General features: G+C 71.1%; 10 protein-coding genes. 6 read left to right on the top strand and 4 right to left on the bottom strand.

Annotation, left to right across the window (positions count from 1 at the left end):
* Positions 1–185: 185 nt before the first annotated feature.
* From ABD262_RS09765 to ABD262_RS09745, 5 genes are read left to right on the top strand one after another with little or no spacing between them, the layout of a single operon-like run.
* Positions 186–1658 carry a sugar transferase gene (locus ABD262_RS09765; RefSeq protein WP_344134889.1) on the top strand — a complete coding sequence of 491 codons (1473 nt, stop codon included), beginning with the start codon at positions 186–188 and terminating at the stop codon, positions 1656–1658.
* On the top strand, positions 1658–2320 hold the full coding sequence (locus ABD262_RS09760; protein ID WP_344134886.1) for a hypothetical protein: 663 nt from the start codon (positions 1658–1660) through the stop codon (positions 2318–2320). Before ABD262_RS09765 ends, ABD262_RS09760 begins: the two co-directional genes overlap by 1 nt.
* Positions 2317–3687 carry a hypothetical protein gene (locus tag ABD262_RS09755; RefSeq protein WP_344134883.1) on the top strand — a complete coding sequence of 457 codons (1371 nt, stop codon included), beginning with the start codon at positions 2317–2319 and terminating at the stop codon, positions 3685–3687. The genes ABD262_RS09760 and ABD262_RS09755 overlap by 4 nt, the downstream gene beginning before the upstream one ends.
* Entirely contained in the window at positions 3677–8386 is a 4710-nt protein-coding gene (locus ABD262_RS09750) for a PKD domain-containing protein (protein ID WP_344134880.1), read from the top strand. The genes ABD262_RS09755 and ABD262_RS09750 overlap by 11 nt, the downstream gene beginning before the upstream one ends.
* 50 nt (positions 8387–8436) lie before the next feature.
* Positions 8437–13185, top strand: coding sequence for a PKD domain-containing protein (locus ABD262_RS09745; protein WP_344134877.1), 4749 nt, complete (start codon positions 8437–8439; stop codon positions 13183–13185).
* A 177-nt stretch (positions 13186–13362) separates the two neighbouring features.
* Here ABD262_RS09745 and ABD262_RS09740 read toward each other — a convergent pair whose 3' ends face one another.
* Genes ABD262_RS09740 through ABD262_RS09730 form a run of 3 tightly spaced genes read right to left on the bottom strand, consistent with a single transcriptional unit; the run spans position 13363 to position 16427 of the window.
* On the bottom strand, positions 13363–14058 hold the full coding sequence (locus tag ABD262_RS09740) for an acyltransferase (RefSeq protein ID WP_344134874.1): 696 nt from the start codon (positions 14056–14058) through the stop codon (positions 13363–13365).
* A 1-nt stretch (position 14059) separates the two neighbouring features.
* Positions 14060–15124 (bottom strand): glycosyltransferase family 4 protein, encoded by a 1065-nt coding sequence (locus ABD262_RS09735; protein WP_344134871.1) that lies wholly within the window; start codon positions 15122–15124, stop codon positions 14060–14062.
* 1 nt (position 15125) lies between these two features.
* Complete coding sequence (locus ABD262_RS09730) at positions 15126–16427, bottom strand: hypothetical protein (protein ID WP_344134868.1); 1302 nt, start codon at positions 16425–16427, stop codon at positions 15126–15128.
* Positions 16428–16541: 114 nt separating this feature from the next.
* Between ABD262_RS09730 and ABD262_RS09725 the strand changes: the two genes are divergently transcribed.
* Entirely contained in the window at positions 16542–17249 is a 708-nt protein-coding gene (locus ABD262_RS09725; RefSeq protein ID WP_344134865.1) for an arsenate reductase/protein-tyrosine-phosphatase family protein, read from the top strand.
* 24 nt (positions 17250–17273) lie between these two features.
* Here ABD262_RS09725 and ABD262_RS09720 read toward each other — a convergent pair whose 3' ends face one another.
* On the bottom strand, positions 17274–19004 hold the full coding sequence (locus ABD262_RS09720) for a tyrosine-protein kinase domain-containing protein (RefSeq protein WP_344134862.1): 1731 nt from the start codon (positions 19002–19004) through the stop codon (positions 17274–17276).
* Positions 19005–19021 lie beyond the last annotated feature (17 nt).

Raw genomic sequence — 19021 nt, 5'->3', positions numbered from 1 at the left:
GCCCCGTGATCGTATGTGCGCAATCCCTTGCGGTGACAGCATTTCCAGAGCCTGAGGACGTCTTCTCATGAGGGCACAACGGTAAGTCCACTTGGGAGTTACCTTCAGGCGCACAGCGGTCTAGGGGAGTAGCCATGACGGATCTTGCGGGGGCAAAGTCCGTTTCGCCAGCACGGGCGGAATGGGTGCGGAAGCGCACGACGACGTCGTCGCGCCCGGCACCGCCGGGTGACCTCACCCACAGCACGAAGCCCACGCGCCCCTGGCACGTGGGCTACCGGCGTCGTGCTCTCCTGACCGACGCCGCCACGGCCCTCGTCACCTCGGTTGCCGCGATCGCCATCCCGGTCGGCGGCGCCCCCGCATCCGTCCGGTGGGGCGTTGCCCTGCTGTTGCCCGGCGTGTGGATCCTCATGCTCCAGCTGTTCCACGGCTACGAGCAGCGGTTCCTCGGCATCACCACCGACGAGTACCGCTCCGTCGCCAGGGCGGCCATCAGCCTCGGCGTCGTGGCAGTGCTCAGCTCGTGGGTCATGCACTTCGAGCTCGCGCGCGGCCTCGTCCTCATCGTCGTGCCCATGCTCATGCTGCTCGGGCTCGTCTCCCGCAACCTGCTCCGCCGTTCCCTCCTGCGGCGGCGCAGCAACGGCCGGGACACCCAGCGCACCGTCGTGATCGGCAACATCCGCACGGTCGGCCCGATGATCCGCCAGCTCCAGGCGGCGCCGGGCGAGGGCATGCACGTCGTGGGGGCCTGCGTCTCGGGCATCACCAACGGCGGCGACTTCTCCTCCGAGGTCGAGGGCATCCCGGTCTTCGGCTACCCGGAGGAGGCGCTGCACGCCATCGACCTGCTCAACGCCGAGGTCGTGGCCGTCTCGGGCGACCCCGACCTCAGCGGACGCGCGCTGCGCCGCCTCGCGTGGTCGCTGGAGGAGCGCGCCGTCGACCTCGTGGTCGCGACCGGCCTGCTCGACGTCGCCGGCCCCCGACTGTCCATCCGCCCCGCCGCGGGCATGCCGCTGCTCCACGTCGAGCGGCCGGCGATGTCCGGCGCGCGCCGCGTGGTGAAACGCGCCGTCGACTGGTGCCTCGCCCTCGGCCTGACGATCGCTGCCCTTCCGGTCCTGGTGGCCATCGGCATCGCGATCCGCCTCGACTCCTCGGGCCCCGTGCTCTTCCGCCAGACCCGGGTCGGGGCCCGGGGCGAGACCTTCAGCATGCTCAAGTTCCGCAGCATGGGCGTCGACGCCGAGCAGCGGCTGGCCCAGCTGACCGAGTCCGCCGACGCGGGCAACACGGTGCTCTTCAAGATGCGCCACGACCCGCGCATCACCCGGGTCGGCGGCTTCCTGCGCCGCTACTCCCTCGACGAGCTCCCGCAGCTGGTCAACGTCCTGCGCGGCGAGATGTCCCTCGTCGGCCCCCGTCCCCCGTTGCCGGCGGAGGTCGCCGGCTACGAGTCCGACGCCGTGCGACGCCTCCGGGTCCGTCCGGGCCTGACCGGCCTCTGGCAGGTCAGCGGTCGCAGCGACCTGTCCTGGGACGAGTCGCTGCGGCTCGACCTCTGGTACGTCGACAACTGGTCGCTGGTCCTCGACCTCCAGATCATCGTCCGCACCGCTCGCGCGGTCCTTCGTGGAAAGGGCGCCTACTGATGACGCCGCGTCTCCGTCTCACCGCCAGCCTGGCGGGCCTCGCCCTCGCCGCCACCGGCCTCTCCGGCTGCGGTGGGAGTGGTCAGGCCCTCGCCTCCACGCCTGGCACCTCCTCGGCGTCCTCGGCGTCCTCGCCGGCGCCGACCGAGACCCCCGAGGCGACGCCGACCACCGTGGCACCTCCGCTGCCGCAGCCCGTCAAGTCCGTCCCGAAGGTGAAGCGGGTCGGGCAGCCGAACACGCCGTCGGTGAGCGCGCCGGTCGCGAAGTTCAACGCACCGGTCGCCTACCCCGACGGCGTCACCGTGGTGATCACCAAGGCCGAGAAGGGCGTCGAGACCGGTCACGGCCCCGGGGTGATGGCCGGGCGCCAGTACGTGCGCTTCACGGTGAAGCTCACCAACGGCTCCGCCAAGGCGGTCAACCTCGACCAGGTCGTCGTGACGACCACCTACGGACCCACGAAGCAGCTGGCCGCCCCGGTGTACACCCAGAGCGCCGGCACCTACGACTTCACCGGCACCGTCAAGCCCGGCGCCTCGGCCACCGCCCTCTACGCGTTCGCCGTGCCGACCAAGCAGCTGAACCGCGTCGCCATGGTCGTCGACTTCGACGGCCTGCACACCTCGGCCACCTACAGCGGGGCGGTCGTAGCCAAGTGACCCACGACTCCCTCTCCCGACTCGGGCGGCTCCGGTCGCTCGTGTCGTCGCATGCCGCCGGGGCCCTCGTGGCCCAGTCGTGGCAGGCGGCGGCGAGCTTCGGGCTCCAGGTGGTCGCCGCCCACCTGCTCGGGGCGCGGGGCTTGGGTGAGCTGTCGCTGTGCCTGGGCGTCATCATCCTGACGACCGCCGTGACCAGCGGCTTCGTGGGCGACGCCCTCACCGTCCTCGACCGCCACGACCACGGCGTCCGCGCCGGTCTGCAGTGGTGGGCCGCCGTGCTCGCCCTCGTGGGGCCGGTCGTCGCAGGCCTGGCGCTGTGGTCGCTCGGCGTGCTCGAGCCGGCCGAGGCAGGGTGGTTCGCCGCGGCTGCCGCACTGTTCCAGGTCGAAGAGGTCGGTCGCCGCGTGCTGATGGCCACGCTCCGCTTCTGGCGGCTGGTGGTGGTCGACTCGGTGGCCCTCGTCGTCGTGATGGCCGCGCTGGTCGTGGTCTCGCTCGTCAGCACGATCGCCCTGGGCACGTTCTTCCTTGCCATCGCCGCGGGACAGCTCGCCGGCCTCGTCGTCGCGGTCGCGCTGGCCCCGGCCGCCGAGCGGCGACTGGTGTCGCTGCGGCACGCGCACATCCGCGAGGTCGCCTCCTTCGGCGCCTGGCGCGGCGCCCAGGTGTCGGTCAACCCCGCTGTCTTCACCGCCATGCGCGTCCTGGTGGTGGCCGTCGCCAGCAGCGCCGCGCTCGGCCAGGTCGAGGCGGCTCGCATCTACGTCGCCCCCGCCCTCCTCGCGATCCAGGGGATCGGCTCCTACCTGCTCGCCTCCTACGCCCGCGACCGTTCGCTCCCACTGCGAGCGCTGGTCTCGCGGGCGTCCAGGAGCTCCCTGGTCCTGGCCGGCGGAGCCCTGGCGTTCGGCGTGCTCCTGTGGGCTGCGGTCCCCCTCGTGGGTCCGTGGGTCACCGGCGACTCCTTCACCATCCCGGCCATCACCGTCCTCGGCTGGGCCGTGTATGCCGCGGCGACCGCGACACTGCAGCCGTTCGTCAGCCTCGCGGCCGCGAGGGGGCGCCAGCGCGCGGCCCTCGGCGTCCGACTGACCGACGCCTTCGTCTCGCTGACCACGCTCGGACTCCTGCTGGCCATCGGGCTGCCTTTCGAGGCAACGCCTTTCGTCCTCGCGGTCGGTCCGTTCGTCGGCGGCCTCATCACCCGTTCCATCGTCCTGGCGCCCATGCTGCGCGAGCAGCCGACGCCTCAGGTCGCCAGCTCCACCTCCACCACAGCCAGCGACCCGCTGGCCGGCTCACGGCTCGTCAGCGCTCCGCTCGGAAGCGCTCATCTCGGAGAGGCAGTCCACCATGCACGTTGAGGCCTTCGGCGGCTTGTTCCGCCGTGCCGGCGCCGTGGTCGCAACCACCGCGCTCCTGGTGGGGGGAATCACGCTGACCGGTGGCGCGGCCCACGCGGCCGATCCGGCACCGACGCCGCCCACTCCCGCGACCGTGACTGCCGACGCGCTGCCCACCTGGCAGATCAACGGCGTCGTGTGGAGCCAGGTCGTGGTCGGCACCACGGTCTACGCCACCGGCAGCTTCACCAAGGCCCGCCCGCCGGGCGTCGCGGCCGGAGGTGCCGGTGAGGTCGACGCCCTGAACCTGTTCGCCTACGACATCACCACCGGCAACCGGATCGCGTCGTTCAACCACTCCCTCAACGCCCAGGGTTTGTCGATCGTGGCCTCGCCCGACGGCTCGAAGATCTACGTCGGGGGCGACTTCACGACCGCCGACGACCAGCCGCGCAGCCACGTCGCCGTCTTCAACACCGCGGACAACTCGCTGACGTCCTGGGCGACCAGCATCGGTGGCCAGGTCAAGGCCGTCACGGTGAGCCCCGACACCGTCTACGTCGGTGGCGCCTTCACGGGCGTCAAGGGCGGACAGACCCGAGGCTCCTTCGCGTCCTTCGCGACGAGCGACGCGGCCCTGCAGCCGTGGGCCCCGATCGCCGGGGGCTCCAACGCGATCGTCGCGACCCTCACGATGTCGCCGGACCGCTCCAAGGTCCTCGCCGGAGGTTCGTTCGAGACGTTGAGTGGCGTGTCGGCCTACGGCATGGGCGCCATCGACGCGACGACGGGCGCGATCCTGCCCTGGGCCGCCACCGCGCGGATCCGGACCGCCGGCCTGAACGGCGGCATCACCAGCCTCCAGACCGACGGCACGCAGGTCTACGGCAGCGGCTACGCCTTCGGCTCCGGAGCCTCCTTCGAGGGCACCTTCGCCGCGAACCCCGACACCGGCGCCATCAACTGGGTGAACGACTGCCTCGGTGACACCTACTCGACCGCGGTGCTCGGCCAGGCCCTCTACAGCGTGGGCCACGTCCACGACTGCACCGTCGTGGGTGGGTTCCCCGACACCAGCCCCCGCTCGCGCTGGCAGGAGGCGATGGCCGCTCCGACCTTCCCGACGGGGATGACCACGGTGAAGGACGCCTACGGCTGGGACTTCCGTGGCCTGCCCTACGCGGGGCTGCTGCACTGGTACCCGGACCTCGACTTCGGGACCTACACCGCCGGGCGCCAGGCTGCGTGGACCACCACCACGAGCGGCAACTACCTGCTCCTGGGCGGTGAGTTCCCGAAGGTCAACGGGCAGCCCCAGCAGGGCCTGGTCCGCTACGGCCTGCCCGCTGTCGCCCCCAAGCTCATGCGGCCGATCTACAACACCGGCTACGACCCGATCGCCGTGTCGACCGAGCAGGGCCAGGTCCGGGTCCGGTGGGGCACCGTGTGGGACCGCGACGACGCGACGCTGACCTACGACGTCTACCGCGACAACAGCCCGTCCCTCGGGCGGGTGACCTCGCCCAGCATCTTCTGGAAGCTCCCCGCACTGAGCTTCGTCGACACCGGCCAGACGCCGGGCACGACCCACACGTACCAGGTCCGCGCCAAGGACCAGTACGGCAACGTCCTGTGGAGCGTGCGCTCGGCTCCGGTCACCATCTCCAACGACCCGCCCTCCGCCTACGCCGACTCGGTGCGCGCCGATGGTGCGACGCACCTGTGGCGGCTCGATGACTCAGGACCCGCGATCGTGGACGCGGCCGGTGCCGGCTTCGGCACCTCGACGGGCGTCACCTTCGGCCAGTCGGGCGCGGTCAGCCCGGGTGCCGCCGTGACCTCTTCGGGCGGGTCCACGCCCAAGCTCTACACCTCGTCCGTGGAGGAGCACGCCGCCGAGGTCACCGTCGAGGGCTGGATCAAGACCACCAGCTCGTCCGGTGGACGCATCGCCGGGTTCGGCACCAGCCAGTCCGGCACGAGCAACTCGGCCACCAACGACCTGGTCCTCTACGTCAACAGCGGCAACAAGCTGGCCTTCGCGCTGATGAACGGCACGGCTCGGTCCGTGGCGAGCTCGAAGAGCGTGAACGACGGCCAGTGGCACCACGTCGCTGCGACCGCCGGAGCCGGTGGCGTCTCACTCTTCCTCGACGGACGCCGGGTCGCCCGCGACCAGACTCCCGTGTCGATGGCCACCTTCGCCGGGTACTGGCGGCTGCTGGCCGACCAGACGTCCAACCTGCCCAGCAAGCCCACCAACGCGGCTCTCGCCGGCTCCATCGACGAGGTCGCGGTCTACCCGAGCGTCCTGTCCCAGTCCCGGCTCCAGGCGCACTACCTGGCCTCCGGCCGGGCCGCGAACTGGTCGACGCCGCCCACGGACCCCTATGCCGCCGCCGTGACGGCCAGCTCGCCGGACTCCTACTGGCGCCTGGCCGAGAGCGCCGGCGCGACCACCGCGGTGGACTCCTCCGCCTCTGGCCAGGACGGCACCTACGTTTCCGGCGTGTCCTTCGGGACCACCGGGTCGCCGGCGACCGGGCCGGGCAAGGCCGTGACGTTCAACGGCTCCAGCGGACTCCTCGTGAACAAGGAGTCGTGGAACAACCCGCGCACCTACTCCGCCGAGCTGTGGTTCAAGACGAACACCACCAAGGGCGGCAAGCTCATCGGCTTCGGCAACGCGACGACCGGGCTGAGCGGTTCCTACGACCGTCAGGTCGTGCTGCTCAACAACGGGCACCTGCAGTTCGGCACGAACGGCGCGACGCGCAGCCTCGCCGAGTCGACCGCGTCCTACAACAACAACCAGTGGCACCACGTGGTCGCGACCCAGGGTGCCGACGGCATGAAGCTGTACGTCGACGGAGTGCGGGTGGCGACGAACGCGGCGACCGATGCCCAGAGCTACCTCGGGTGGTGGCGCGTCGGAGGCGACCGGACGTTCGGTGGCACGACGAGCAACTACGTCGCTGCCGACATCGACGAGGTGGCGGTCTACCCGACCGCACTGACCTCGGCCGAGGTCCGGAGCCACTTCGAGGCCGCCGGCGGCACCGTTCCGAACACGCCGCCCACCGCGTCGTTCACCAGCAGCTCGTCGTTCCTGACGCTGTCGGTCAACGGGACCGGCTCGTCAGACCCCGACGGCTCCATCGTCTCGCAGTCCTGGGACTGGGGTGACTCCACGCCGGCCGGCTCCGGCGCCACCGCGACGCACACCTACGCGGCGTCCGGCAGCTACCCGGTCACGCTCACCGTGACCGACGACCGCGGTGCGACCGCCACCACCAGCCGGACGGTGACCGTCTCCGAGGCGCCGAACCAGCCCCCGGTGGCGTCCTTCACCCACGTGGAGTCGTACCTCAAGACCACGGTCGACGGGTCGGCGTCCAGTGACCCAGACGGCTCCATCACCACCTACGCGTGGAGCTGGGGCGACGGGACCCCCGACGGGTCCGGTGCGACGGCCAACCACACCTACGCGGCTGACGGCACCTACTCGGTGACGCTCACCGTGACCGACAACAAGGGCACGGCGACCTCGACGTCCAAGTCGGTCACCGTCGCGGCCAACGTCGCGCCGACCGCGTCGTTCACCGACTCGGAGAACCTCCTCGCCCTCTCGGTCAACGGCAGCGCCTCGAGTGACTCCGACGGCACCATCGCCGGCTACTCGTGGAGCTGGGGTGACGGCACGGCCAACGGCACGGGCGCCACGGCGACCCACGCCTACGCCACGGCCGGCACCTACACGGTCACGCTGACCGTGACCGACGACCAGGGCCTCACCGGGACCAGCTCCCGGTCGGTCACGGTCCAGGGTCCGCCCAACCAGGCCCCGACCGCTCGGTTCACGCACACCGAGACCGCCCTCCAGACGGCGGTGGACGGCTCGACCTCGAGCGACGCGGACGGCACGGTCGCGGCATACGTGTGGAGCTGGGGTGACGGCACGCCGGACGGCACGGGCGCCACGGCGACCCACACCTACGGGGCCACCGGCACCTACACGGTCACCCTGACGGTCACCGACGACAAGGGCGCGACGAACACCGCCAGCGCCCAGGTCTCGGTGGGCGGGACCCTCGCGTCCGACACCTTCACGCGCACCGTCACCGGTGGCTGGGGGACTGCTGACCTGGGTGGCGCCTGGACGATCGGTGGCGTCGCATCGCGCTGGTCGGTCAACGGCTCGACCGGGCTGCTGTCGCTCAACGCGGCCGACGGCTTCACGGCCTCCCTGGGGGCGGTGTCCACCGCCCGGGCCGACGTGGTCACGACCGTGTCGACCGACAAGGTCGGGACCGGTGGCGGCCAGTACGCCAGCGTGCTCGGACGACGGGTCGGCACCACGGACAGCTACCGGGCCAAGGTCCGCTTCGCCGCCAACGGCGACGTGTCCCTCTGGCTGTCGCGCAACCAGGGCTCCACGGAGACGATCCTGGCGACCCAGGCCACCAGCGGCTTCTCGTATGCCGCAGGCGACAAGGTCAACGTCCGGACGCAGGTCTTCGGCACCTCGCCGACGACGATCCGCGCCCGCGTGTGGAAGCAGGGCACCCCCGAGCCCAGCACCTGGCTGAGCACGACGGACACGACGGCCTCCATGCAGGTCGCCGGCACGACAGGTCTCTACCTGTACCTGAGTGGCAGCACCACCAACGGCCCGGTCGTCTACGGGATCGACAACTACACCGTCACCGACCTGCCGTGAGGCGGGCCGCACCACCCCTTCGCACCGCGAAGATCCAGAAAGTGGAAGACATGGGACCAACTGCAGGGAAGAAGCCCAGCTCCATCGCGCGTCGGGCGGCCGCCAGCATCACTGCTGGCGCGCTCGCCGTGCTCGGGATGGCGGCACTCGCCTCACCGGCGGAGGCAGCCGATCCGCCGACGGCCGACACGGTGACGGCCGACGCCCTGCCGACGTGGCAGATCAACGGCGTCGTCTACAGCCAGGCGATCGTCGGCAACACCGTCTACGTCACGGGTTCGTTCACCCGCGCCCGCCCACCGGGTGTGGCGGTCGGCGGAGCGGGGGAGGTCGTGGCCAACAACATCTTCGCCTACGACCTCACCACCGGTAACCGCGTCACGGCGTTCAACCACTCGCTCAACGCCCAGGGCCTGGTCATCAAGGCCTCCCCGGACGGGTCGCGCGTCTACGTCGGTGGTGACTTCACCCAGGTCGACGGCATCGCCCGCGGCCACGTCGCGGCGTTCGCGACCGCCACCAATGCGCTCGTGACCACGTGGACCCCCAACGCGAGCAACCAGGTGCGCGGCCTCGGCATCACGGCCAGCACCGTTTACATCGGTGGCAACTTCTCGCAGGTCAGCGGTGCCTCGCGCACTCGCCTGGCGGCACTTGCGGTCTCCAACGGCGCCGTCCAGCCGTGGGCGCCGAAGGCCGAGGGTGGCTACATCTGGACGATGACGATGTCGCCCGACAACAGCAAGGTCATCCCCGGAGGGTCGTTCACGACGCTCAACGGCGTGGCCGCGGTGGGCATGGGGGCAATCGACGCCTCCACCGGTGCCACGCTGCCGTGGGCCGCGGGCGCCAAGATCCGCGCCGGTGGCAACGACGCTGCCATCACCACCCTCAAGTCCGATGGCCAGCGCGTCTATGGCGGCGCCTACGCCTTCGTGCTCGGCCAGGACGAGCTCGCCAACTTCGAGGGCACCTTCGGGCTCAACCCGGACACCGGCGCCATCGACTGGGTCAACGACTGCCTCGGTGACACCTACGACGTCGCCCCGGTCAAGGACCTCCTCTACGCGGTCAGCCACTACCACGACTGCTCCGTGGTCGACGAGTTCGGCGACACCAACCCGCGTTCGCGCTGGCAGAAGGCCGTGGCGCAGTACAACTACCCGACCAAGCTGACCACCAAGAACGACGTCTACGGCTGGAACTACCAGGGCTACATGCACACCACGATGCTGCACTGGTGGCCCGACCTGGCCTTCGGCTCCTACACCCCGGCCTCGCAGGCCGCCTGGGCGGTCGATGCCTCGGGTGACTACGTCGCCATGGGTGGCGAGTTCCCCCGGGTCAACGGCACCAGCCAGCAGGGCCTGACCCGCTTCAAGACGCGCCCGACCGCGCCCAAGCTGCGTGGGCCGCGCTACGCGACCATCCCGCCGACCCCGACTCCCTCGACGAACGCCGTCTCGCTGACGGCCGGAACCGTGCGCGTCTCGTGGGGTTCCGCGTGGGACCAGGACAACAAGACCCTCAAGTACGAGGTCCTGCGGAACAACAGCACGTGGGTCTACACGACCACCGGTGACTCCGCGTTCTGGGACCTGCCCACCATGGGCTTCGTCGACAAGAACCTCACACCGGGCACGACCGTGCGTTACCAGGTGCGGATCACCGACCCGGACGGCAACACCCTCTGGAGTCCGGTGTCCAACACCGCGACGGTGGGCAGCGGCTCGCCGAGCCCCTACGCGCAGAAGGTCATCGACGACGGTGCGAGCCACCTCTGGCGGCTGGGTGAGCCCTCGGGCAGCTCGATCGACTGGGCCGGCTTCGACGACCTGACGATGAACGGCGGCTACACCCGTGGCGCTGACGGCGCGATCATCGGCGACTCCGACAAGTCGACGACCTTCGGTGGCAGCGACGGCTTCGGAGCCACCCAGTCGCCGATCGCCGGTCCCGACGTGTTCAGCGTCGAGGCGTGGTTCAAGACCACCACGACCAGCGGCGGAAAGATCGTCGGCTTCGGCAACTTCAACACCGGCACGTCGAGCAACTACGACCGCCACATCTACATGCAGCCCGACGGCCGACTCACCTTCGGCATCTACCACGACGGCTTCTTCACCGTCAGCACGTCGGCAGCGCTCAACGACGGCCAGTGGCACCAGGCGGTCGGCACGCTCGACCCGTCGGGCCTGACCTTCTACGTCGACGGCAGGCGGGTCGGTCGCAACGCCGGCACCTCCGTCGGACAGGCCTACTCGGGCTACTGGCGCGTGGGCGGTGACAGCCCGTGGAGCGGCAACCCGTACTTCGCCGGCGACATCGACGACGTGGCCATCTACCCGACGGCCATCGCGCAGACGACGGTCCAGTCGCACTACACCGCGAGCGGTCGCACGCTCAACGTCCCGACGCGTCCGACCGACGCCTACGGCCAAGCGGTGTGGGACGCGAACCCGGACCTCTACTGGCGCCTGGGTGACACCAACGCCACGGCGAAGGACTCCGGTCCGAACGAGTCCAACGGCATCTACCAGGGTGGCTACACCCAGGGCCAGCCCGGCGCGTTCGACGGGGCGACCAACAAGGCCGTCGCCTTCAACGGCACCGACGGCTTCGTCGCCTCGGCCCAGCAGTACAGCAACCCGCACAACTACACGCTCGAGGCCTGGTTCAAGACCAGCTCGACGAACGGCGGGAAGATCCTCGGGTTCGGCTGCTCGCAGACCGGCACCTCGGGCTGCTACGACCGGCACATCTACATCAGCAACGACGGCAGGCTGACCTTCGGGGTCTGGACCGGCTTCACCAACACCATCACCACGGCAGACCCCGTGAACGACGGCCAGTGGCACCACGTGATGGCGACCCAGAGCAACACCGACGGCATGCGGCTCTACCTCGACGGCAGCCTCGCCGGCACGAACGGGCAGACGGATGCCCAGGCGTACGACGGCTTCTGGCGGGTCGGTGGCGACAACCACTGGGGCTGCTGCAGCCCGTTCCTCGACGGCACCATCGACGAGGTCGCGGTCTACTCCTCGGTGCTCCCGGCCAGCGCCGCGTCGCAGCACTTCGCGCTGGGTGGCGGCAGCGTCCCCAACCAGGCGCCCACGGCAGCCTTCACGCACACCGAGACGTTCCTGCAGACCTCGGTCAACGGGAGCACGTCGAGCGACCCGGACGGCAGCATCGCGTCGTACTCGTGGAACTGGGGTGACGGCACCCCGGACACCACCGGCGCGTCGGCCACGGCCACCCACACGTACGCGGCGGCGGGCACCTACACGGTCAAGCTCACGGTGACGGACAACGACGCCGCCACCGGCACCACGTCCGACACCTTCACGGTGAACGCGCCGCCGCCCAACCAGGCGCCCACGGCAGCCTTCACGCACAGCGAGACGTTCCTGAAGACCTCGGTCAACGGGAGCACGTCGAGCGACCCGGACGGCACCATCGTCCAGTACAGCTGGAACTGGGGCGACGGATCGCCGGGGACCGTGGGCGCCTCCGCGACGGCAAGCCACACCTACGCCGCCGCCGGCACCTACACGGTGACCCTCACCGCGATCGACGACGACGGGGCGACGGACGACGCCGAGGCCCAGGTCACCGTGGTCGACAACCAGGCTCCGACTGCGGCGTTCACGCACACGGAGAACAACCTGGCGCTGTCGGTCAACGGGTCGACCTCGAGCGACCCGGACGGCACCATCGCGTCGTACGCGTGGAGCTGGGGTGACGCGACGGCCAACGGCAGTGGCGCCACGGCCAACCACACGTATGCCGCGGCGGGCACCTACACCGTGACCCTCACCGTGACCGACGACGGCGGCAAGACCGACAGCGCGAGTGCGTCGATCACCGTCGCGGGGCCGCCCAACCAGAACCCGGTCGCGGCGTTCACGCACACCGAGAACGGCCTCGCCACCTCGGTCAACGGCTCGACGTCGAGCGACCCGGACGGCACCATCGCGTCGTACTCGTGGAGCTGGGGTGACCTGACCGCCAACGGCTCGGGTGCCACGGCCAGCCACACCTACGCCGCGGCGGGCACCTACACCGTCACCCTCACCGTCACCGACAACCAGGGCGGGACGGACAGCACGTCCGCCTCCGTCACGGTGGTGGCGGCGACGTTCCTCGCCCGCGACGACTTCGGTCGGACGCTGGCGAGCGGATGGGGCAACGCCGACCTCGGCGGGGCCTGGACGGTCTCCTCCGCACCGAGGTTCTCGGTGGGCTCCGGGGTGGGCACGTTGAACATCGCCACCGCCGGGTCCGGCCCGACGGCATACCTGAACGGCATCTCCTCCAGCGATGTCGACTTCAGCGCCTCGGTCCGGCTCGACAAGGTCCCGGTGGGCGGCACGAACGGTGTCGACCTGTCGCTGGTGGGCCGGCGGGTCTCCGGGGTCGGTGACTACCGGGGCAAGGTGCGAGTCCTGCCCGGTGGCGGGGTGCGGGTGTCCATCGCCCGCACGGACAACGCCGGTGCCCTCACGTCCATCCGCCCGGAGACCCTGGTGGCCGGACTGACCTACGCGGTGGGCGACACGCTCAACGTGAGGTTCCAGGCGGCGGGCACCTCGCCGACCCAGCTGGCGGTCAAGGTCTGGAAGGCGGGGACCACCGAGCCGGCCACCTGGCAGCTCACCGGGTCCGACACCTTCGCGGCCCTCCAGGTGAACGGGTCGGTGGGGCTCCAGGGCTACCTGTCCGGATCGGTGACCAACTCGCCGATCAACACTTACTGGGACAGCGTGGCGGTCCGCCGGGCCTCCACCCTGTAGGGCAAGACCGACGAGGGGCGTCCACACCGCAAGGTGTGGGCGCCCCTCTCGCGTGCGCTGCCGCCGACGGGCGGCCGAGCCGGGGGAATGTCCTTGGTATGCCGCGTGGCCACGGCCGCGCGGGCGGCCGAGCGGCACGGCCGCCGGTGGGTCAGCGGGGTGGGTCAGCGAAGTGCGTCAGCGAGTGCCCACGACGCGGGCGGGGACGCCGACCGCCAGGGACCGCTCCGGGAGCGAGGTCGTGACGACGGCGCCGGCGCCGACGACCGAGCCCGACCCGATCGTCACCCCGGCCAGCACCTTCACGCCCGACCCGAGCCAGCAGTCGTCGCCGATGACGATGGGCGCGCGCCGCCCCGGCTGCAGGCGGATGGGGAGGTCGGGGTCGTCGTAGGTGTGGTTCTCGCTCACGAGGACGACGTGGGGAGCCAGCAGGCAGTCCTTGCCGATCGTGATGCCGCCCTGTCCCCAGATGATGTTGTAGGCGCCGATGGCGCTGTCGTCGCCGATCTCGATGCCCTCGCCGGGTTCGCGGATCACGCCGCTGGCCAGGAGGGAGGCGCCACGAGCGACCGTGACCCGGTCACCCAGGCGGACCCCCCCGCGTGAGAAGCACTCGATGACGACGTCGGGCCCGATCACGACCGCGCGGCCGACGGTGAGCCGGGCCGGGTCGCGCACCACCGACCGGGCGCCGCGCAGGTGCGTGGTGGCCCGCTCACCGTAGAGCCGCGAGTGCAGGGTGCCACGGACGAGGTCGACGCCCTTCTGCGCCGCCAGGGCGGCGAGGACGGCGGGGGGCACGTCTGCGGTCAGCTCGCGGCCCCGCATCCTCAGGTACGCGGCGCGTAGCGCCTGGTCGGCCGACTTCACGTCAACGCCTCGCAATCGGTTCGAGGGCCTCGCGGATCGCGTCGACCGTGGTCGACCAGTGGTAGGAGGCCGCTGGGGGTGAGGCTGGTCCGACGGGGGCGGACAGGCAGTCGTCCATCGTCGCGGCGATGGCCTCGACGTCGGTGGGGTCCACGTAGGTGGCGTCCTCGCCCATCGTCTCGCGCAGGACGGGGATGTCACTGGCCAGCACGCGCGTCCCGCACGCACGGGCCTCGATCGGAGGCAGGCCGAAGCCCTCGTCGAGGGAGAGGAAGACGAACAGGTCGGCCCTGCGGTAGAGCCAGGCGAGCTCGTCGTCGGAGACGTGCCCGAGGAAGCGCACCGTGCCCTCCGCGACGGCCCGCTCCACGGCGGGCGACGTCTCGTCCGCCTTGCCCTGGGCGGCGCCCACCACGAGCAGGGGGCGCTGGGGCGTGATCGAGGAGCTGAGCCCAGCCGCCTCGATGGTCCGGGCGAGGTTCTTGCGCACGTTGAGCCGCCCGACGGACAGGACGAAGGGTTCGTCGCCCGACACTGCGGCCGGCCTGGTGCCCGGGCTCCGCATGATCAGGTCGGCCACGCCCAGCCCGACCGGCACGGCCTGCACGGCGGGCACGTTGTCCGCGATCCGGGCCGCCTCCGACCTCGAGGAGGTGAGGACCAGGTCGGCCCGGGCGGCCAGCGGGGCCATCGGCCAGAAGTACGCCCGCTCGGCCCGGGTGAACCAGTCGGGGTTGGTCATGAAGAGCACGTCGTGCAGGAAGACCGCCCGGCGTCCGAAGACGGGGGCGTAGTTGTGGGCCAGGACGAGGTCGGCGTGGTGCCGCCGGGCCAGGACCGGGAGCTCGAGGGCCGCCGCCACGGCCTGGGGACGCAGCCGCAGGGGAATGACCCGCACCGCGGCGCCGAGCTCCGCCCTGACCTCGGCCACCTCGGCGCGCGGCACGGCGAGGAGGAGCTCGTCGGCGGGCCAGCGCTCGATCCAGGTGCGGACGATGGACTGGAGCACCAGCCGACCCGAGGGCGGGCCCGACTTCCACCAGAACCCGTCGAGGAGCAGGCGCACGTCAGACCCTCCGTCCGGTCGGTGCGGCCTCGGTCAGGGCAGGGCTGTCCCGTTCGAGCCGGTGGGCTTCCTGGGCGTCGCTCGCCCGGGTCACGCCTTCGGTGGCCAGGCTCGCCAGGGCGAACAGGATGAAGACGGTGCTGGCATCGAACATGCCGCTCTCGAGCAGGCTGCGGGGCACGATGAAGGCGAGCAGGCCGGTCCAGAGGATGCGCCACGAGCGCTCGCTCGACAGGGCGGCCCAGGCGGTCGAGACGACCCAGAGCAGGACGACGACCAAGCCGAGGCGCCCCGCCTGGACCAGGGCGGACACCCAGGAGCTGTCGAGGATCTGGTCCTGCCAGTACTGGCCGCTCACCGGGATCCGCTTGAGGGTCAGGCCCCCACCGAACCACCGCTGCATGCCGCCGGCGTCCATCGAGGCGGCGGCGTTCCACGCGATGGTGCGTGAGCTCAGTGTGGTGACGTTCTCGGTGCCACCGCGCAGCAACAGGTTCGAGATGGTCGCGGTCGCCGTCGCGACGTAGGCGATGGCCGGGACGGCGAGGACCATGGCGAGGAACGCCGCGATGGAGAAGGTGCGGGCCTGCAGCACCATCACCACGATGGCCAGCACCAGCGTCGCCGTCGTGGTGCGCGACCCGGTCAGCCACATGACCCCGAAGAGCCCGATGGCCAGCGTCGGCGCCCACGGTCCCGTGCCCAGCATGATCCGGTGCACCAGGTAGACGACGAGCCCTCCGCAGATGAAGGCGATCTCGTTGGGGGCCAGCGGCGGGATGCCCCCTTCCCAGCGACCCGACGTCACCGACCCGATGCCGGTGGCCAGGGCCACCATGGCCACGACGCCGAGGGAGGCGACGAGGGCGGTCGTGACCGCCCGGGTCCCGAACGCCATGAGCAGCAGGGCGACGGTCGCCAAGGTCATCGCGACCCGGGTCGCCACCACGAGTGAGGGCAGCACCGTGCCGGCGGCCCAGCCGCCGATGACGGAGATGGTCAGGTAGCACGTCGCGAACGTGATGGTCCGGCCGCCGATCGCCACCTTCGGGGGGCGCCGCAGGGTCTGGATGCCCGAGAGCGCGAGGGCGGCGAGCCCGATCACCGCCTTGGCCGCGACCACTGGGTCCAGGCCGCCGGAGAAGTAGGTCTTCTGCCGCCACGGGATCGTGCACACGACGAGCAGGAGGCCGCAGAGGTAGAGCTGCCACCGACCCTGGCTGGAGCCCGGCACCCACGTCGTCGAGGGGGTCGCCCGCGGCGGTTCGGGCGACTTGGCCCGATCCGTCGTTGGACGGGTCATGGTGTGGTGGTTTGTCGGGTTCATGACGGTTCCGGTCCGTCGGATGACGCAGACCGCCTCGCCCGATTGCTGGTATCTGCCCCCGGATGCCGCGACCCATACTGGGTGGACGCGATGACCCGTGGGGACGAGGTGGGTATGGAGACGACGGTGCTTGTCATGTGCGCGAACGACCAGTGCCTGGCCCCGGCGGGGGCGACCATCTTGCGCTCGGCGCTCCAGGCCCACGGCGAGTGGCAGGTGCAGGTCGTCTCTGCGGGGATCCGCGCCGAGGTCGGTGCCGGGTGGTGCCCGCAGATCAGCGACCAGCTCACCAAGGACCACGACCTCATCATGCGCCCACACCGCGCGCAGCAGGTGACCAGCGAGCTGGTGCGGGCCGCTGACCTGGTGCTCGTGTCAGAGCGCAAGTTCCGTGGCTCGGCCAGGCTCCTCGACGCCGGTAGCGCCGACCACACCTTCACGTTCCTGGAGGCGGCTCTCCTGGCCAAGGAGGCACTGGCCCGCACCGTGGCCGAGGGTGCCGCGGTGCCGGCCGAGGGATCCGGGACGGCAGGCACGGGACGCCTGGGCACCCGCGAGCGGCTGGTCTGGCTGCTGGAGGAGATGAATGCCATGCGCGGCCTCGTGGCGCTGCCGCCCGAGCAGCCGCACGGCTGGCGTCGACGGTTTGCGAGGAACGTCGAGGTGGTCGGGCACGACATCCTCGACCCCCATGGTGAACGCGGCTCGCACCGCAAGGCAGCTCCTGCCCTGCGCGAAGCGCTGGACTCGTTCGCGTCGAGCCTGGCCGACGCCTCACCGAGGACCGTTCCAGCCTGACCGAGCGGGGCGGTGCGTGCCACGTCAGTGGACTCTGCCGCGCCCCGAGGGCTTCATCGTCTTGGAGAAGCTGGTCCCGACCACCTTGGGATCCAGTGCGACCGGTCGTTCGTGGCGGCCGTCGCGGTCGCGGTCACCGTTGCGGATGCCACCACCGTCGCGGTCGTCGTCGTCCCGGTTGCCGCCACCGCTGCCGCCACGGCCGGCGTCGCGGTTGCGGTCGGCGTCAGGGCCCTCCTTGCCACCGGGCTGCTCCCGGGGCTGGTCCGACGACGTCGCCACCCGGTCCTCGACGACGGCAGCCGCCGTCGGGACGGCCTTCGGGGCCGCGGCCGGCTCGGGGGCGGACCCGTCGCCCGACGAGCCGGGCAGGGCGGCAGCCCAGTCGCTCTCGGACACGGCGGCCAGGGCCGCGTAGTCCTCGTCGTGCCCACGCAGGTCACGCTGTCCACGGGCGGGCACCATCGTCAGCGCGGTGCCGATCAGCCGGGCCTTGACCGCATCGAGGTCCGCGATGGCGCTGGTGAGCTGCTCGCGGCGGGTCTTGCCGTAGCGGGCCACCAGCACGGCCCCGTCGGCGCTGCGGGCGAGCACGGCGGCGTCACTCACCGGCAGGATCGGCGGGGCGTCGATGATGACGAAGTCGAAGTCGGCGCGCAGCGTCGCGAGGACGGCCGCCATGTTCTTCGACCCGAGCAGCCGGGTCGGGTCGGGCGGCGTGGTGCCGGCCGGCAGGATCGTGAGCAAGCCGCGGTGCCACGGCATGAGCGCGTCGGCGAGGTCGATCTGCCCGGCCACGACGTTCGACAGGCCGATCGAGCCGTCGACGCCCATCAGGGTCGACGCGTTGGGCCGGCGCATGTCGGCCTCGACGAGGCAGACCCGCAGGGAGGACTGGGCCAGGGCGATGGCCAGGTTGCAGGCAGTCGTCGTCTTGCCCTCGGCGGCCAACGCCGAGGTGATGACGATGACGCGCGGCGGCTCGTCGACGTCGACGAACTGCAGCGTCGTGCGCAGGGAGCGGAACTCTTCGACCCCCCGGCCGTGACCCTGCATGGTGATCAGCGGGTGCGTCTTGACCTGCTGGTTGAGACCGATCAGGGCCAGAGCGGGTCGCCCGGTGAGGTCCTCGAGCTCGTCGCCCTTGACTGTGGTGTCCTGCTGCTCGCGGATCACCGCGACGACGACCCCGAGCGCGAGCCCGGCCAGCAGGCCCAGCGCCATGTTGAGGGGGATCCGGGGGGAGATCGGGAACTGCGGCCGCTGCGAGGGCACGGTCGTCGTCACCTTGACGGGGGACTGACCGCCGTCGCGCGGGGTCTCCAGCCGCTCGATGACCACGCCAAGCTGGTCGCTGACGGCGTTGGCGATGGCCTGGGCGCGGGCCGAGGAGCCGTCGGTGGCGGTGACCGTGATGAGCACCGTGTCGACCGGGTTCTCGGCTGTGACCACTCTCCGCAGGTCACGCACCGTCATGGGCAGGTCGAGGTCGTCGATGACCGGCTGCAGCACGTCGGGGCTCTTGACCACCTCGGTGTAGGACTTCACCCGTTGCATGGCGAACTGCGAGCTCTGGTAGATCGAGGCGTCGGCGGTGCCGGCCGAGCTGATCGCGACGAAGGCCGTTGCGTTCGCGGCATACGTGGGTGGGGTGAGGTAGGTGAGGGTGGCGGCGGCGCCGACCACGAGCACGGTGCACGCGACGACGATCCGCCAGCGCTTGAGCAGGATCCGGAGGTAGGCGCGCAGGGTCATCGGCTACCCCTCCTTCC

The organism is Pedococcus bigeumensis (assembly GCF_039531795.1).
GTDB lineage: Bacteria > Actinomycetota > Actinomycetes > Actinomycetales > Dermatophilaceae > Pedococcus > Pedococcus bigeumensis.
Note: the sequence above shows the minus strand (reverse complement) of the source record. Positions and strands in the feature narration are given on the sequence as shown.

What these genes read in the sequence shown, in the direction of transcription:
- ABD262_RS09760 (WP_344134886.1), top strand. Translation starts at nt 1,658, where the DNA reads ATGACGCCGCGTCTCCGTCTCACCGCCAGCCTGGCGGGCCTCGCCCTC.
- ABD262_RS09750 (WP_344134880.1), top strand. Translation starts at nt 3,677, where the DNA reads ATGCACGTTGAGGCCTTCGGCGGCTTGTTCCGCCGTGCCGGCGCCGTG.
- ABD262_RS09745 (WP_344134877.1), top strand. Translation starts at nt 8,437, where the DNA reads ATGGGACCAACTGCAGGGAAGAAGCCCAGCTCCATCGCGCGTCGGGCG.
- ABD262_RS09730 (WP_344134868.1), bottom strand. Translation starts at nt 16,427, where the DNA reads ATGACCCGTCCAACGACGGATCGGGCCAAGTCGCCCGAACCGCCGCGG.
- ABD262_RS09725 (WP_344134865.1), top strand. Translation starts at nt 16,542, where the DNA reads ATGACCCGTGGGGACGAGGTGGGTATGGAGACGACGGTGCTTGTCATG.
- ABD262_RS09720 (WP_344134862.1), bottom strand. Translation starts at nt 19,004, where the DNA reads ATGACCCTGCGCGCCTACCTCCGGATCCTGCTCAAGCGCTGGCGGATC.